General features: G+C 35.0%; 16 protein-coding genes. 8 read left to right on the forward strand and 8 right to left on the reverse strand.

Going from position 1 to position 16,099, the window contains the following annotated elements:
- Nucleotides 1-185: 185 nt before the first annotated feature.
- Nucleotides 186-1,175 carry an RluA family pseudouridine synthase gene (locus AAHN03_RS06335; protein WP_342278510.1) on the reverse strand — a complete coding sequence of 330 codons (990 nt, stop codon included), beginning with the start codon at nucleotides 1,173-1,175 and terminating at the stop codon, nucleotides 186-188.
- 30 nt (nucleotides 1,176-1,205) lie between these two features.
- On the opposite strand from AAHN03_RS06335, the gene AAHN03_RS06340 reads away from it, so the two are divergent.
- Nucleotides 1,206-2,114 carry a uracil-DNA glycosylase family protein gene (locus tag AAHN03_RS06340; RefSeq protein WP_342278511.1) on the forward strand — a complete coding sequence of 303 codons (909 nt, stop codon included), beginning with the start codon at nucleotides 1,206-1,208 and terminating at the stop codon, nucleotides 2,112-2,114.
- 274 nt (nucleotides 2,115-2,388) lie between these two features.
- Here AAHN03_RS06340 and AAHN03_RS06345 read toward each other — a convergent pair whose 3' ends face one another.
- The 6 genes from AAHN03_RS06345 to AAHN03_RS06370 all read right to left on the reverse strand — a co-directional run bounded on the left by AAHN03_RS06345 (nucleotide 2,389) and on the right by AAHN03_RS06370 (nucleotide 7,055).
- Nucleotides 2,389-3,030, reverse strand: a complete 642-nt coding sequence (locus AAHN03_RS06345) for a hypothetical protein (protein WP_342278512.1) — start codon at nucleotides 3,028-3,030, stop codon at nucleotides 2,389-2,391.
- Between the two features lie 219 nt (nucleotides 3,031-3,249).
- Nucleotides 3,250-3,918 carry a glutathione S-transferase family protein gene (locus tag AAHN03_RS06350; protein WP_341763335.1) on the reverse strand — a complete coding sequence of 223 codons (669 nt, stop codon included), beginning with the start codon at nucleotides 3,916-3,918 and terminating at the stop codon, nucleotides 3,250-3,252.
- 9 nt (nucleotides 3,919-3,927) lie between these two features.
- On the reverse strand, nucleotides 3,928-5,025 hold the full coding sequence (gene ychF / locus AAHN03_RS06355) for a redox-regulated ATPase YchF (protein WP_342278513.1): 1,098 nt from the start codon (nucleotides 5,023-5,025) through the stop codon (nucleotides 3,928-3,930).
- Nucleotides 5,022-5,447 carry a GNAT family N-acetyltransferase gene (locus AAHN03_RS06360; RefSeq protein WP_342278514.1) on the reverse strand — a complete coding sequence of 142 codons (426 nt, stop codon included), beginning with the start codon at nucleotides 5,445-5,447 and terminating at the stop codon, nucleotides 5,022-5,024. Before AAHN03_RS06360 ends, ychF begins: the two co-directional genes overlap by 4 nt.
- A 2-nt stretch (nucleotides 5,448-5,449) precedes the next feature.
- On the reverse strand, nucleotides 5,450-6,031 hold the full coding sequence (gene pth, locus AAHN03_RS06365; RefSeq protein WP_341760955.1) for an aminoacyl-tRNA hydrolase: 582 nt from the start codon (nucleotides 6,029-6,031) through the stop codon (nucleotides 5,450-5,452).
- A gap of 409 nt (nucleotides 6,032-6,440) precedes the next feature.
- Entirely contained in the window at nucleotides 6,441-7,055 is a 615-nt protein-coding gene (locus AAHN03_RS06370) for a 50S ribosomal protein L25/general stress protein Ctc (RefSeq protein WP_342278515.1), read from the reverse strand.
- 280 nt (nucleotides 7,056-7,335) lie between these two features.
- Here AAHN03_RS06370 and AAHN03_RS06375 point away from each other — a divergent pair, with 280 nt between their 5' ends.
- The 7 genes from AAHN03_RS06375 to AAHN03_RS06405 all read left to right on the forward strand — a co-directional run bounded on the left by AAHN03_RS06375 (nucleotide 7,336) and on the right by AAHN03_RS06405 (nucleotide 15,411).
- Nucleotides 7,336-9,690: a WH2 domain-containing protein gene (locus AAHN03_RS06375; RefSeq protein WP_342278516.1), complete on the forward strand. Its 2,355-nt coding sequence runs from the start codon at nucleotides 7,336-7,338 to the stop codon at nucleotides 9,688-9,690.
- 423 nt (nucleotides 9,691-10,113) lie between these two features.
- A complete protein-coding gene (lspA, locus tag AAHN03_RS06380; RefSeq protein ID WP_342279207.1) occupies nucleotides 10,114-10,704 on the forward strand; it encodes a signal peptidase II in 591 nt (196 codons plus the stop codon).
- Nucleotides 10,705-10,715: 11 nt separating this feature from the next.
- A complete protein-coding gene (locus AAHN03_RS07730; protein ID WP_410521332.1) occupies nucleotides 10,716-11,198 on the forward strand; it encodes a hypothetical protein in 483 nt (160 codons plus the stop codon).
- A 97-nt stretch (nucleotides 11,199-11,295) separates the two neighbouring features.
- On the forward strand, nucleotides 11,296-12,471 hold the full coding sequence (gene nuoD / locus AAHN03_RS06390) for an NADH dehydrogenase (quinone) subunit D (RefSeq protein WP_342278517.1): 1,176 nt from the start codon (nucleotides 11,296-11,298) through the stop codon (nucleotides 12,469-12,471).
- Nucleotides 12,468-12,965 (forward strand): NADH-quinone oxidoreductase subunit NuoE, encoded by a 498-nt coding sequence (gene nuoE, locus AAHN03_RS06395; protein WP_342278518.1) that lies wholly within the window; start codon nucleotides 12,468-12,470, stop codon nucleotides 12,963-12,965. The genes nuoD and nuoE overlap by 4 nt, the downstream gene beginning before the upstream one ends.
- Nucleotides 12,966-13,390: 425 nt before the next feature.
- Nucleotides 13,391-13,651, forward strand: a complete 261-nt coding sequence (locus AAHN03_RS06400) for a hypothetical protein (RefSeq protein WP_342278519.1) — start codon at nucleotides 13,391-13,393, stop codon at nucleotides 13,649-13,651.
- 494 nt (nucleotides 13,652-14,145) lie between these two features.
- Nucleotides 14,146-15,411, forward strand: a complete 1,266-nt coding sequence (locus tag AAHN03_RS06405) for an MFS transporter (protein WP_342278520.1) — start codon at nucleotides 14,146-14,148, stop codon at nucleotides 15,409-15,411.
- On the opposite strand, the gene AAHN03_RS06410 is transcribed toward AAHN03_RS06405, so the two are convergent.
- Entirely contained in the window at nucleotides 15,323-16,051 is a 729-nt protein-coding gene (locus AAHN03_RS06410) for an HD domain-containing protein (RefSeq protein ID WP_342278521.1), read from the reverse strand. The genes AAHN03_RS06405 and AAHN03_RS06410 overlap by 89 nt on opposite strands.
- Nucleotides 16,052-16,099 lie beyond the last annotated feature (48 nt).

Consider the following 16,099-nt stretch of genomic DNA (forward strand, 5'->3'; position numbering starts at 1 on the left):
ACGTACATTTTAGTCTTCTGCAAAACATCTAGTATAAGTGAATTATGCAAAAAGTCTAATTTATGTTAATACTATCACAGTAGTTACTAATATGCAAATGTATATTTTCAATAATGTCAATAAATGGTATCCCCCTAAAGGTATCATCCTATTTACCCCAATTTGGGATAAGAATTAACTAATTCTTATCCCAAATTGGGGTTACTCGCACGCCTAGGCAACTCTTGAAATTCATCGGGTATAATTATCTCCATAATATCCTGCGACAAAGGTGATTGAAATTCCAATAATTTACCACTCACTGGGTGGGAAAAACTTATATACCAAGAATGTAATGCTTGCCTCTTGAAATTTACTAGTTTTTGTGGTACTATGCTATAATTATGGCTAACTTTCCTGCTATTCTTACCATAAGTTTGGTCTCCTACCACAGAATGTTTTAAATGACTCAGCTGCACTCTGATTTGATGAGTTCGACCAGTAGTAAGTTTACATTCTAACATACTGATTAGACCATTAAAAAATATTTCTTCTGTTTTATAATGAGTAATTGCCTCTTTACCACCAAATTTCAAAACAGTCATTTTTTGCCGTAAGATACGGCTTCTTCCGATATTATTTCTTATAACTCCTTCTTGTGGATTGATAATACCCCAAACTAATGCTTTATATTTGCGTATAAGATTACGACTTTCTATCTGACTGGCAAGATGTTGATGGGCAAAATTATTTTTGGCAACAACCATCAGACCTGATGTATCTTTATCTAAACGATGAACTATACCAGGTCTTTCTAACCCTCCTATGCTAGATAAAGATTTTGCATGGTGTAACAAAGCATTTAGCAAAGTATCATGATGGTTTCCACTACCAGGATGTACTGTCATACCAGCTGCTTTATTGATCACCATTAAATCTTCATCTTCATAGAAAATATCAAGCTTAATATCAGCTTCCTGCATTGTTAAAGGCTCAGTATCTTTAAAAACTACTAAAATAAGATCATTCTCCTTGACCTTAAAGTCGGAATCAGAAATAATCAAACCATTAACTTGTACTTGCAAGCCATTTATGAGCTTCTGAATTTGGCTTCTAGATGTTTTACTGATAAGACCTACCAAAGCCTTATCAAGTCTAAACCCATCTAAATTTTTTGGTACGTTATATTCTTCCATCTACTACAAAATATTTTTTAAATGAATAAAATGAGGCATTTTACAAAAAAAATCAACCAACTAAAATGGTTGCAAGCAATTGGTATAGATTATTATTTTTCACAATCAACTATTAATCAGCAAGAAATACCCTGCACTCCTAGTCATTCCCGCAATTCTTCATGTCATATATGGATTGCTTCGTCGGCTACGCCTCCTCGCAATGACGACAGTACTTTTATCCACACGTCATTGCGAGAAGGCACTTTAGTGGCGACGAAGCAATCCATTTCTAATCATTCCCGCACAGGCGGGAATCCATATCCTGCACAGAAACAGGATGACAGTATTTCCTTGTCTAGAACTTTGGCTGACTCAGCTAACAGCCTAGAAGAACTAAAAAAACTACTAATGAATTTTAACGGTTGTGGTTTAAAGAAATTAGCCAATAAAACCGTATTTGCTGATGGGAATCCACAAAGTTCTATAATGTTTATTGGGGAAGCACCGGGTAGTAACGAAGATGCACAAGGGATACCATTTTGCGGGGAAAGTGGTAAGTTACTCGATAATGTATTAGCCTCTATCAATATTTCAAGAGAACATAACGCTTATATTACTAACACTGTATTTTGGCGACCACCAGCTAACCGCCAACCGACGCAAGAAGAAATAGATATTTGTAGACCTTTTGTTGAGAAACATATTGCTTTAATAAACCCAAAACTAATTGTTTTAGTGGGAAATGTTGCAGCAACTAGCTTACTTGGCAAAAATGCTGGTATAAGTAAAATCAGACAAGAATATTATTTATACACAAATCAGTATCTTAGCAAACCAATTCAAACCACTTCTATCTTCCATCCTGCCTATTTGCTTAGACAACCAATGCAGAAAAAAACCACTTGGTATGATTTACTAAAAATCCATGAATATATCAATACAAATATCGGGATATAGAGCTAACTAGACTAGCATTACTCTCAATTCACAAACGTCTATTAGCGAGGAGACCATAGCACAACTGTTGAAAGTTAAAATCGTCATCGCGAGGCGTCGACAGACGCCGTGGCGATCTCATGAGGCAAGCTCTCCTTCACAAGATTGCCACGAAGCCGCTATAAGCGGCTTCTCGCAATGACGGTTTAGGGCTTGCAAAGCTCATCACAATGACGGTTTAAGCCTTACAACAGCACTTCGCTAATAGACGATTTTTTAACTTTCAACAGTTGTGCTAAACACCCCTAGTTGCTTGTTTCACTCCTTTTCCTACAATGCTATCTTTTATTGCTACACCTAGATTAACAACACTTTTGGCAAGTTCTCCAGTAGCTATCGCATTGTTTAAAGTACCTTTAGCTATAGTACCAACCGCATGACATGCAGATTTTATCACATTCCCTACTGCATTTAAAATTGGATTGTTTCTAACTGCATTAGTTGACCCTTCAAATATTTTTTCAACTTTCTTTAATTGCTCTTTGGCGAAATCTTTTAAGCGACCGGTAAGAGTTAATGAATCATTCAAGCTGTCTAGGGGTTTTTTATGATCTACACTATCAGCAAATGTCCTCAGTTTCTCAAATGAACTCATAAATTTCTCAAAAACCTCTCCAGCTTTTTCAAATTCTAATTTCTCTACCCCAGAAAGAGCCTTACTAGTAGTACCAGCAAAAAGCCCACGGGCTTTTTCAAGATTCTTTTGTACATCCTCTAGTTGTTGCAAAGCTAGAAAAGTGTTAGGCATTTCTCCTATATGACTCTTTAAATCTTCTTCAGGCAAACGTTCTTGGACTGCTTCTGCTTTTTGAGCTATAGCTTCCTTATAAGACGGTAGAGAACCCACTTTTGGATTATTATCGTCATCTTTACTCATAATATCCTCTATTTTAATTATATACTGCTCGTAAATGAAGAGTTGATAGACGATAGAATCAAAATCATGATAGTAGCAGGAGTCAAAAGGTCGAGGTGCGAGGCGTACATATTAGTACGTGGCTACCTACGATACCTGAAGACAACAACGCAATTCTTGATTTTCATCGAGTATACTATTCACCTAGAAGCTATCATAAAAATAACTATATCGCAACCACTAAAAATCTAAATCAGCATAACAGGTGGGTGGAGTAAAACCTGGTATTTGGTCGTGTAATAGGAAGCGGAAGCTAGGTCTAGATTTTATGATTGCATACCAATGACGAATAGACAGCCATTTGTCCCAATTAATTTCGCCAAAATAATCTAGAACTGATATATGACAGGCAGCAGCTATATCTGCACAACTTAAAGAATTTGATGCAATAAAGCTACGCTTTTCAAATAAATTTGACATATAGCTTAAATGATGTGATAGATTATTTTTTGCTGCCCTAAGAAAATCGGTTCTAGGACCACCTAATTGGCAGAAGGACCTTACTATTTTTTCATCGATAATAATTTTTGTTACTTCGCGGTAAAATTTTTCATTAAACCAACTGAGCAACCTACGAATTTCACATCTAATATCAATATCTTCATCGATAAAATTAAAATTTGGATATTTTTCATGTAAATACTCAGTGATGGGATAAATTCCTGCTATAATTAGAGTGGACGCCTCTTGTAAGACAGGTGTCGCCCCCGCCTGATTTAAAGACAAAAATTCCTTATCCCGAAGCCAATAATCCTCCTTAACCATAGTAAACTGCACATCTAGCTCTTTTAAATACACCCGAACTTGACGTGATAACGGACAAATAGGATAATGGTATAATTTTCTCATATCCCTTATTTAAACATTAAATCTAAAATGCACTACATCTCCATCCTGCATTTTATACTCCTTGCCCTCTAAACGCATTTTACCCATTTCTTTAGCTTTCACTTCACCATTAAAATTTATATAATCCTCATAACTAATAACCTCAGCCCGGATAAAACCTTTCTCAAAATCAGTATGAATAATACCGGCTGCTTGAGGGGCTAGCGTACCATTACGAAAAGTCCAGCCATGTGTTTCTTTTGGACCTACAGTAAAAAAGCTTCTTAGGTCTAATAAGTTATACATTTCTTTGATAATTTTACTTAGACCCGTTTCCACAAGACCCATACTATTTAAGAATTCAGATTTCTCTTCGTCATTTTCTAAAATTGCAATATCCGCTTCAATTTTTGATGAAATAATAACATGTTTTGCACCTTCTTCCCAAGCTTTTTTGGCTACAAGTTCCGTAAATTTATTACCAGTAACCGCATCTTCTTCCAGTACATTGCAAGCATACAAAACCGGCTTAGAAGTTAATAATTGTAATTGATCTAAAGCCTCTTTACTATAAGTTCCAATCATGCTACGCACCGGTTTACCTACCGCTAGAGTTGCTTGAATTTCTTTTAATAACTCTATTTGGTCTTTTAAAGTTTTATCACCTGTTTTTAAACGTTTCTCAACATTTATTAAGCGTTTCTCCACCGACTCAATATCTGCTAAAATTAATTCTGTCTCTATTATTTCAGCATCATATATTGGATCAATTTTATTATGTACGTGAGTAACATCTATATCCTCAAAACAACGTAGTACGTGCAAAATAGCATCAACTTCTCGTATGTGAGATAAGAATTTATTACCCAGCCCCTCCCCTTTACTAGCACCTTTTACCAAACCTGCAATATCGACAACTTCTATGTAAGTAGGAATAATTTTACTAGAACCAGCAATAATGGATAGCTCATTTAGCCTAACATCTGGTACTAATACTATAGCAGAATTTGGTTCTATAGTACAAAAAGGATAATTAGCCGCTTCTGCTGCAATACTTGAAGTTAAGGCATTAAATAGGGTTGATTTTCCTACATTTGGCAAGCCAACAATACCACATTTTAATGTCATAAATCTTTCTTTAAAAAATACAATTCTGAATCTTTATCATAGCCACTTCTTACAAACTCTAATTTAAACCCTAATTTCTCATAAAATGGTCTAGCTTGCCAATCGGTAGTACATAAACTCATAAATCTACAATTACGCTCTCGTGCTAGATTTTCTGCCTTGGACATTAGTAAAGTACCGTAATTCTGACCTCGAAAATCTCCAGAAACCCATAACGTATCAACGTATAAACAACCATAAATAAGTACACCTTTTATACCAGCAACAAAGTTTTTATCATTATCAAAACACGAGAAGGAAAATGATTGGACAGCATCAAGACCCTTCTTGTTTTTGGCAAGTTCATCTAATCCATCCTGCATTATCTTCGAATATTGTGCATCCATGTCATCTGCATAAACACAAGTTAATTGTTGTTTCATATTTAAACGATGCTCCTTTTAAACTCTTCCATTTCACCTGAAAGCAATAAACGGAAATTATTAATTATTACCTCAATGGAATTAACAATAATTTTATATTCCTCTTTAGAAAAAGAAGCTAAAACGTAATCCGACACATCATCATACGCCGCTGGTCTTCCTACCCCTATTCTTATACGATGATAATCATTTCCTATACACTGATCCAATGATTTTAAACCATTATGCCCACCACTACCACCAGCCAATTTATATTTTATTCTACCAGTTTCTAAATCTATATCATCATGCACTACAAAAATATTTTGTAATTTGACATTATAGTAAGAACATATTGCTTGTACTGCTTTTCCAGACAGATTCATATAAGTCAGAGGCTTTGCTAATAGTAATTTATGTCCGCCTATTATCCCTTGTGCAAGTTCTGCATGAAATTTAGCTTTGGTATTCCAAGAAAATTTATAGTATTCTGATAAACGTTCCACAGCTGTAAAGCCAACATTATGGCGAGTATTTTGGTACTCTTTGCCTATATTGCCCAAACCTACAACAACTATATACCCTTTGTCTTCAGATTTAAGCATATTATAATATCATTAGAGAGCGATTTGCACTTATATTTAATCTCATGTAAGACATCGGTTTAATAGCCTAGAGTATCCCTGTACCGATGTCATCCATGCGAAGGCACATAGGCGTCATATATGGACGAAGTCCATGCCATCAACTTAAGAGCGTAGTGATTGAAAATGTATAAATAAATTAAACTCAATGTCATTGCGAGGAGCTGTGCAAAGCACAGCGACGCGGCAATCTAGGATACGCGAAGCGTTACTCTAAAAAAACAGCTTCGCTGTTTACCTAGATCGCCACGGCATCTACAGAGCCTTGCTATGACGGTTTAGGGCTTACAAAGCTCATCGCAATGACGATTTTTTAACTTTCAACAGTTGTGGGTGACAAGACATAGTACCCTTGTAGCTTCAAAAACAACTACTTTGTCGGCTTCACTTCCTCAGTTACAGCTTCTTCATCTTCTGACTTACTACCCTTACGACCAATTATAGTAGCCATAATAAAATCATTTTTACTAGCTAGCTGGACTCCTTCAGGGAGTTTAATGCTTTTTGCTTTTAAAGACTGACCGATATGCATGTTGGTAACATCAATATTAATATTTTTAGGTATATTATTGACATCACATAAAAGAGTTATAGTTCTTTTTATTATATTAAAGAATCCTCCTCTTTTAACTCCCAAAGCTCTTTCTTTACCCTCATAGACTACCGGTACTTCCATTCTTTGGGTCTTTTCCTCTAAATGTACAAAGTCAACATGCCTTACTATGTCAGTAATAGGATGCAATTCTACAGCCTTTGGTAACACTTTATGCGTTTTACTACCCACTTTAATTTGAATAACTGTAGAGATAAAACCAAGTTTTCTATAATGCTTAGTTATCTCTTTTTCTTCGATAGAAACGGCTAGCACTTCTTTACCTGCTCCATAAACCATGGCTGGAACCATACCTTTCCTACGTAGTTCTCTTGCGACTCCCGTACCAAATTTCTCTCGCATTTCTGCTGCAAGTTCTAATAGTTCACTCATCTTTCTCTCCTAAGAGCTTTTAAAACATAGATGATAGTATTAAATGCTAAAAAATTCAAGTATTAATTTGACAAGCTGCTTTAAAGCTGCTTACATAATGCCACAGGGTAATTTCAAAGTTGTAATCAATGCAAAAAAGATGTCATTCCTGCCCGCGTAGGCGGAAATCCATAATCATTTAATAGCCTTTCAGGCTATTTTGTAGATTCCGCTAGCTACGCGGGAATGACATCTTTTTTGCTTACCCTAGATTTAGTAGAGTTAATAAGGAGGTATTTACATGTCGAAAGATAAAGATCAACAAATAGAAAGCGTGTTATCACAGGAAAAAGGTAAATTACTGGATACAATAAATTCTGTAGAGAATCTTTTAAAGGCTAATAAACAACTAGACGATAGTAGACATCTACAACAGAAAGTAGAAGATTTAAAGAAAGAATACCCTTCTTTACCTTGGTTTGAAAGGTTTGTACATACTGTTGCACAAGTAAAATATCTGTTTATAAAAAATGATGAGGAAATTGCTGAAGAAAAGAGAAGAACCAATAGAGCTGTACTCAAAGATGTTGACAATACATTAAGAGATGTAGGTAAAAAAAACTTATCTTTACAGAGAATTATAGATACAGAGTTACAAGCAGGATTTGATAAGATCATAACCAAAAAACTATCAGAGGAACAACTAAAACGGGTACAACGATTAACAGAATCCTTAGTAAATTTGGGTATATCTCATGAAAATTTTAGCCAAATTGTATCACAAGTTTATAATACTGATGAAGCGAAGGCACTACATCAAGAAAGAATAAGACTGGTACACGTACAACAAGATCTAGTTAAGTTGGTAAAGGCTAATGATAATATTAAAGAACTTCTTTCAATAAAGCAAGAATTAGCAGAATTGCGGGAAGAATTACCATCAACATGGCTAGACGGTCTTAAAAAAATTACTGCAAAAATCAAGCATATTTTTGTAAATACTCCAAAACAAATTTTAAAAGATAACATAACCCACAATAATGAAATATTAAAAAAGGTTGATCAGGGATTAGAGATCGCTGGTAAAAACATAGAAGATTCAACAGTAGCTAGAAAAAATAGGTTGCAGAAAGAATTAGAAAAGCTTAAAGGAAGAGATCCAATAAACCTTAGGTTAAACAAAGTAGAAGCTTTAAGCAGTGAGCTTGAGTCCACTTTTACAGCTGCAGTTACTGCTTCACAGCCATTGTCTACAAGCCAAGATTTGGCTCAATCTCAAGCCCTGTCATCATCAATGCCTGAACGGATACCTACACGCCAAGCACCACCTCCGCCACTTATGGGTACTACGTCGATGCCAGATCTAGCTATTCATCAAGCAGCGGAAAACACTATAACAAGATCTCTTTCATCTTCATCCCTTCCCCATACATCATTGCAGGATTCACAAAATATTCAGCATAGAGAGGAAACTAAACAGAAAGCACATACAGCTGGTAAAGGTAAAGCACCATCTCCTCCACCGTTGCAAAATCAAGAGGTTCAGCAAGCAACAGAATTTGCTATACCTCCAGCTCCTCCGTTACCGGGTCAAAATACAGCGCTGCGTCAAGCACCACCGTCTCCATCAGTGCAGCATCAAGAGGGGCAGCAAGCAGTGGAAAGAAATATACCAACACCTCCACCGTTACCACCTGTAAGTAATATACCTTCACCTCCTCCGATAGAAGGTTTACATGCCGCTCAGCAAGCAGTAGGAAATGCTATGGCAGCACCACCTCCTCCATTGCCACAAGGTACTCAGCACACAACTGGAAGTGTGCCACCACCGCCTCCTCCTCCACCAGCTCCGCCACCGCCTGTAGAACCTACGGCAGGTCAAGCTCAGAAGGCAGCAGCAGTAGTAACACCGAAAGGAGAAGATAGGGAAGCATTATTGGATGAAATTAGGACGGGGATACAACTTAAAAAGGTAGCATCCACAACAACTCATCCAGTACCTCTACCACCTTCGCTGTCAGGTTATGATCATGACAAAGCAACAGTAGCAACAGCGAAAGGACAAGGGAACGAGAGGGAAAACTTATTGGCTGAACTGGTACTGAAGGCACAGATGAGGGAAAAAAAGCTATCTGAATCAGGAGAAAATAAAGCACTAGAAGAACTAGAGAAAGAACAAAAAACACCCCCTACTCGCTTTCCTAGCCCACTGGGAGCTGATTTTGATAAGACTATAGAAAAGAGATATCAGGCATTTCATGATGATGAAGATGATGAACCTGAACATGCTGATCTTGTGAAACTTATTGAGGAAAAGATTGTTGATGAGAATACCCTTAAAACTCTTATTAACAAGGCTGGCATTAAAAATGATAAGGAGCTAATTGAACTGATTAATGATAACGACATTTGGGATGATGACGATAGGGAGAAAAAACGAGACAAAGTCATCCAGCAGCTAGAGAAGATTAAGTCTAACCCTGTTGCTAACGTTGATGCAACAAAAGGACAATTCCCTCCAAAGTTACAATCAGCAGCAAAAGCTATTGGAGAAAATCTCCCCATAACCCCAAAAGATGGATACAAAACCCTTCCTCCTACTCCATCCCCCAAACTAGTTGGTATCAAAAAAGAGACTGGTTCTAGGGACGTGTAGCGATTTATGCGAATTTGGGATGACATCTAAGCTGCCTCATGTCTTGTATACTACTCATAAGAATTAACTAATTCTTATCCCAAATTCGGTGAAATTATTGCTTTGTCGACCTACGGTTTCCTCGCTAATAGACGTATATGTCTATTAGCGAGCGAACGTACGTGAGCGCGGCAATCCATTTTGCTAAAAACATGATTTTAAAAGATTAAAATCATGTTTTTAGCAAAATGGATTGCCGCGCTCACGTACGTTCGCTTGCAATGACGGTTTAGGGCTAACAACGCTCATCGCAATGACGTTTATTGAACTTTCGACAGTTGTGCATGCTAGGCGTACATGTAGTATAGTTACGCATGCGAATCCATGATATTTTCAAAAAACAATTCTTCAAAGAAGAGTATAATCAAAAATTCTAATATGCGTATACCATCAATATTTAAGAAAATATTACTAATTATTCGCCAAAGTAGTCGTATAATTGTTAAATTAGTAATTATAGATCAACTAGTAAAATGGTATTTTATAAATTATCTAAGAGGTAAAGTTGGTCTAACACTAGAAGTAACCAGCTTTTTAGATATGGTTTATGTTTGGAATTATGGAATTAGTTTTGGGATACTTCGAAATTATTATCAGTATAGTAATATGCTTTTTATAGTTGTTAACTCTGCCCTTATAGCATATTTGTGGTATATCTTATTAAAATGTAAGACTATGCCAAGCTTTGTTGGTTGTAGTTTTTTCATTGGTGGTGCTATTGGTAATTTGATCGACCGTTTTGTTCATGGGGCGGTATTTGATTTTATTTATTTTCACTATAAAGATTTTAGTTTTCCGGTATTTAATCTAGCAGATAGTTTCATTTCATTAGGTGCAATATTCTTATTGCATGATTATTATAAGACCAAGAAAATTGTTGAACAACAACAAGATGTTGAATATAATCACGCTCGATTGCAAGCTGAAGCGGATAGGATTCGTGAACTTGATTTTAAGAAAAATATAAATTTATAAAGAGGATTGATATGTACCCAAATGATTTGAAGCATGGGAACAATAAACAAGGGGTGAACGAACTAGGCATACATGAAGTACGTGAGCACGCGAATTCCCCGATAATATTTACAGAAACCAATTCTTTAAAGCAAAAGAGTATACAAGATGAATTTCAAGAGTTGGCTAGGCGTAGTCAAACCATTGTTCCTACGCGAAATTCCATCGTGCCACAACGCCAACACTTGAAAGGCGAAGGGTATATGCGTATAATTTTTTTGTTATTTACTACCTTAGTAACACTGTCTGCCTGCAATAAAAAAGTAAAAGAAACAATAGGTATAGTGACACCTGGTCCTGATGAGTATAGGGTACAACGCAATAAAACCTTAGAAGTTCCCCCTCACTATGAATTGCCTTCTATCGAAAAAAAAGATACAAAGAGCCACAAAGTTTATTCTCCAAAAAATCTCAATGATGGAGAGCAAGCTTTAATAGAGGACATGGAAAAATAATACTATTATTTTAATATTATATAATTTTTTTACTTAGTGGACAAAAATTTTGGTATATACTCGATTAAAATTAACAATTGCCGGGGTCTAAAACAAGGTGGGTGATAATAATAAAAGTGTTGTATTAAATTTTGGTCCACAACATCCAGCTACCCATGGGGTATTAAGATTAATTTTAGAAATGGATGGTGAAGTTATCAATAAAGCAGACCCGCATATTGGATTGCTGCATCGTGGTACTGAAAAATTAATTGAGCATAAAACATACCTACAAGCTATACCATATTTTGATAGGTTAGATTACGTATCGCCAATGTGCCAAGAACACGCTTTTGCTTTAGCAGTTGAAGGATTGCTTGGCTGCAATGTGCCAAGACGAGCGGGGTTTATTCGAGTGATGTTTTCTGAGCTTACTCGTATCCTTAACCACATACTGAATATAACAACACAAGCCCTAGATGTTGGTGTTACTACCCCTCTATTATGGTTATTTGAGGAACGCGAAAAAATTATGGAATTTTATGAGCGTGTCTCCGGCTCTAGAATGCATGCAAATTATTTTAGACTTGGTGGTGTTGCTCAAGACTTACCAAATGGTATACTAGAAGATATAAATATTTTTGTTCAGCAATTCTCAAAAAAATTAGAAGACGTCGAGACTCTGTTAAATGACAATAGAATTTGGAAACAACGCTTAGTAGATATCGGAGTAGTAAGTCAAAAAGAAGCTATGGATTGGGGGTTTTCTGGTCCAATGCTTAGAGGCTCAGGCATCGCATGGGATCTTAGAAAAGCTACCCCGTATGATGTATATGATGAGCTAGATTTTGATATACCAATTGGCAAATCTGGTGATTGTTATGATAGGTATTTGGTTCGTATTGAAGAAATGTACCAATCACTTAAAATTATACAGCAATGTCTTGAAAAAATGCCAAAGGGTGCTATTAAAACTGATGATCCTAGAATTGCACCACCCTCAAGAGAAAAAATGAAAGAATCAATGGAAGCCATGATTAATCATTTTAAACTTTACACTGAAGGATATGATGTGCCAAAAGGCGAAATATATAAATTTGTTGAAGCACCAAAAGGCGAGTTTGGTGTGTATTTATACTCTGATGGAACAAACAGACCTTATAGATGTCGGATTAAAGCCCCTGGGTTTGCCCATCTCCAAGGTCTAGATTTCATGTCAAAAGGACATTTGATGGCAGATGTGGTAACTATTATTGCCAGTCTTGATATTGTTTTTGGAGAAATTGATCGATGAATGATGAACCACTAAATTTCAGTTTTAATGATGAGAACTTAAAAAAAGCCCAAAATATCATTAAGAAATATCCTGAAAACAAACAAAAGAGTGCTATTCTGCCATTACTTGACCTTGCACAACGCCAAATGAATGGTTGGTTACCAAGAGGCTGCATAGAGTATGTAGCAAATTTTCTAAATTTACCTTTCATCCGAGCATATGAAGTTGCAACATTTTATACCATGTTTAATCTAAAGCCAGTAGGACGATATCATATACAAATTTGTGGGACTACTCCTTGTTGGCTAAGGGGTAGCGATAAAATTGTAACTATTTGTAAAAAAAAACTTGGTATTAACTTTGGTGAACTAACAAGTGATAAAAAATTTAGCCTTACAGAAGTTGAATGTTTGGGAGCTTGTGTCAATGCACCAGTTGTACAAATTAATGATGATTTCTTTGAGGACTTAGATGAAAAAAAAATGGCTGATTTAATTGATAGCCTCACCTGACTTCTGCTGGTAATTTATTCGTGCTACCTCTGCTCCTCACATACATTTGAGTACGCTGTGGGTCAAGATTCCGTGGCTTCTTTAAATCCTTGCGCATAAGCAAGTTTGCCAAAGATATCTAGTGTTGTAGATATTAATTTGAAGAATTGTTTTTTGAAAATATCATGGATTCGCATGCGTAATTATACTATAGTATACCTAGCATGCTTACCATTCATTTTCAAATCCAATTCTTCAAATCATTTGAGTATATCAAAAAAAATAATATCGAAAATTGAAATAATGAATTCTTGAACAATATCACTACTGGTTTAAACTTTCACTCTTTAAAGATAATTATTTATTACAATAGAAATTAAATTGTTGACATCTAAACTACTTAGCATAGCATAAGAAATATGATATATAATTAAAGAGGTGTATTTATGCTACGCAATGTGATTCTGAAGGAGCTAATGAAATTGGATGTTTTAGGTACATTACAGCAACTAGTAGAATCAGCCAAATTACATCTTAAACAGGGCGATAAGAATAGCTGTATGACTGAGCTTGATAAACTAGAAGAGTATCTAGAAAATTTTCAAGATATTAGTATTATGCAATCAATGTTTGAAAAACATGCAATAGAACAAGGGCTAGAAAATGATGATATCCTAGAGATTGATAAACATAAACGAGATTTATAGCGGTAGATATATCTATAATAAGTATAATCTCAATTCTTATATCGAATTCAAGGGCAAATATACTCGAAGATTTGAAGAATAGGGACAATAAAAACAGTGGGTGAGCGACCAAGTGTAGATCAACTTACGTGAATACGCAAATTCCTCGCAAGTATTTGCGAAGCCAATTCTTTAAATCATTCGATCCACATAACAACAATGTTAGTATTTTATTTTAATAATTTACTAACATGTCATGCACTTTTGACAGCCAATATCTCTTTAACCTCAGATGGTTAGCAATATCTCTTTTTCCCTTCTAATTTGTTTATAGAACCGTGATATTGTTACAACCAAGACTTATTATTTCAATTTTCTGCATTATTTTTTCTTGCTATTAATTAACCAAATCTTCAGTATTTATAAATACTAATAAATATATTTAAAGTGAATAAATGATAGGATACCAGCAAGAATAAAGAAGCCTAACGAAAGAACAAAAAGAAGCGGTAGGATTGCTTTCAATTGGGACATTCCTAGAATATTTTGATCTGATGCTTTATGTACATATGGCGGTATTGTTGAATGAATTGTTTTTTCAATCTTCTAACTCCTTGACAGCTTCTTTGAATACTGCCTTAGCTTTTTGTTCTACTTACGTTTTAAGACCATTAGGAGCTTTAATATTTGGTTGGATAGGGGATAATATTGGTCGTAAGGTTACCGTAGTCGTAACAACTACTATGATGTCTATTTCTTGTGTTGTAATGGCTACTCTTCCAACGTATGCAGAAATTGGTATTACCGCTTCTATACTGGTTACTATATGCCGTATGGTTCAAGGTATGTCTTCAATGGGTGAAGTAATAGGAGCTGAAATATACGTTACTGAAATAACAAAACCACCAGTACAATATCCTGCTGTATCTATGATCACTATATTTTCTAGTTTAGGAGGGTTTGCTGCCTTAGGAGTTTCATCTCTTGCTATTAAACAAAATTTTAATTGGCGTTATGCTTTTTGGGCTGGAGCAGGAATTGCATTAGTAGGTTCTATTGCTAGAACTAAACTTAGAGAAACACCTGATTTTGCAAATGCAAAAAGTAGAGTAAAAAATATTATTAAAAAAGCTGGGTTTAACCATGACTCAATAGAGTCCAATCCAATTGTACAAGAAAAGGTTAAAATAAAATCTTCCATTTCTTTGTTTTTAATTCAATGTGCATGGCCAGTATGTTTTTATTTTATTTACTTTCATTGTAGCAATATTCTTAAAAGTTCTTTTGGTTATAGTGGTGAACAAATAGTAGATCATAATTTCATTATCTCTATAGTACAAGTTTTGAGCTTTATAATATGGACTTATTTAAGTTGTTATATATATCCATTAATTCTTCTGAAAGTTAAATTAATAATATTTTCTATTATCGTCTTAATATTTCCTTATTTATTAAATAATTTAAATTCTCCATCTGATTTACTTATACTTCAACTAGTAACTATTATGTTTTCACTTTCATACTCTTCTGCTATGCCTATTTTCTATAAACATTTCCCAGTATTTAAGCGTTTTACTTATGCAAGTTTCTTATATGCATTGTCTCGGGCTTTTATATATGTGATAACATCATTCGGACTTGTTTATTTAACAAATTATTTTGGAAATTATGGTATATTAATTGTAATAGTTCCTACAATTTTAGGTTTTGCATTTGGGTTAAATCATTTTGGAAACCTAGAGAAAGAAGTAGGGAATTATCCTCAAAAAGATCTAAATTAAGTAAGTTATTACTGATTAAAGCCGTTAAACATAATCTCTCTAACTCCTCTGTTATTTTATTGACTCCAAGGTATATAGAAAGAGGTATGAAGTGAGGCAAAGTCTCTTCTACTATCTTTTTAATTTTCTCGAGAGACTTAGCACTAATAGTTCTCAAATTATGTAATCTATCAAATAATTTGATATGTAATACATCCTTTTTATATTGAGAGAATAGTAAGTTTACAGTCTCTACTGCACTAATTTTTCTATCTATTTTAATTCTTGTCAAGTCTTGCACTTGACTAGCCACTTGCCTACCAAAAATATAGGCAATCATCTTTTCGGTAAGTGTTGTATCTTCAATGGTGTCGTGTAGTAATGCAGTAACAATCATGTCTGTTCTGAAATATTGTGGAAGCTCTAGGGCTGTGTACTGGGCAACCATATAAGCCACTTCAATCGGATGCGAGTAATACGGTTCACCAGACATTTGACTGCCATGATATTTTTTAGCATAGTAGATGCCTTTTTTGACTTCATACATGTTTATTGGTTGCTTTACTTTTTCATTGAGCGAAATTAATTCATTAAGCAACCTCTCAGCATATGCACAAGACTGGTATCTTGAATTATACCAATAATTATTAACATATTCCATAATAAACCATAATATTTTAGTTCTAAAGTTATTTTAAACTAAAATATT

The organism is Candidatus Tisiphia endosymbiont of Myopa tessellatipennis (assembly GCF_964031105.1).
Lineage (GTDB): Bacteria > Pseudomonadota > Alphaproteobacteria > Rickettsiales > Rickettsiaceae > Tisiphia.